This window comes from Nitrosomonas communis, from assembly GCF_900114745.1.
Lineage (GTDB): Bacteria > Pseudomonadota > Gammaproteobacteria > Burkholderiales > Nitrosomonadaceae > Nitrosomonas > Nitrosomonas communis_A.
In genome coordinates this window covers 1-1,092 of sequence record NZ_FOUB01000191.1, presented here as the reverse complement: position 1 = coordinate 1,092, position 1,092 = coordinate 1, and the positions used below count along the sequence as shown (strand labels likewise).

Here is a 1,092-nt window from a genome sequence, read left to right as displayed (position 1 = left end):
TGCTTCAAGTTTTGTGTTCCCTTGTGTTATACGTTTTTCAACGTACTCTTTGGTTTTAGCGTCTGTTCTTAGTCGCCCTATAGCAATAATATGCAACGCGCTGTTTGCTGCTCTATCACCACCACGATTCAACCTGTGTCTATTGATCTTGCCTGATGAGGCTGGAATTGGATTAACCCCACACAAGGCTGCAAAGCTCGCTTCAGATTTTAAACGCTCTGGATTGTCTCCTACGGTAATGAGTAGTTGTGCAGCAGATTCATAGCCAATAGCTTTGCCTGCAATCAGCTCGGGAGCCAGCTCATCAACAATGACTGAAATCATCACATCCAAGTCCGCAATTTCATCATGTAATTCCAAATATCTACGTGCAAGCGATTTCAATGCAATTTTGTATGCAGTTGAAACATCACGGTAACCACCCAGATCAGGTCGCCAGGCGGCAAGTGTACGGATTAATTGCATTCGAGTCATAGTACGTAGTGATTCACGAATTGACTCTGGTGCAGAGATGATATTCATCCGGATCATCTGCAGTGCGATACGACGTGCTGCAACCGCAGTCTTCCTGCATACCTTGAGAACCCGCAATGATTCCACCATGCCATCACGCGTTTTAGGGGTCACGGTGCGTATTCCAGCAAATGCGGCATGGGCTGCATTTTCCGCATCGATCGCGTCGTCTTTGCCGCGCTTGCGCCGGTCTGCTTTATCAGGTGAGGTAACTTCTAAAATTTCAATATCAAATTGTTGTAGATACCTGAGCAGACCTGCACCATAAGTTCCCGTGCACTCTACCCCAATACGTTTAACTTCACCAAAGGACTGCATCCAATTCAACATTGATTTATAGCCTTGTCGTGTCGTTGAGAAAGAGCTGCTGGCAAGCACTCGGTCGTATGCATCAACTACGGCTGCAAAATGAAGGTCTTTGTGGGTATCAACTCCACCAACGATGACCTGATGATTAGATGATGATTGATTGCTCATTTTCAGCTCCCTATGTTCCAATAATATTAATGAATAGGGATTCACCAAAACCGATTGCCAGGACAAGACAGTAAAGAGATAAGCGATCAGGCCCTTCTTGGG

Annotated in this window: 1 protein-coding gene; it reads right to left on the bottom strand. The window is 45.6% G+C overall.

All coding sequences use genetic code 11. The annotated features are described in order from the left end of the window. Positions 1-990, bottom strand: a 990-nt coding sequence (locus BM122_RS21355) for an IS110 family RNA-guided transposase (protein WP_074907685.1), incomplete at its 3' end; no start/stop codon positions are given. Positions 991-1,092 lie beyond the last annotated feature (102 nt).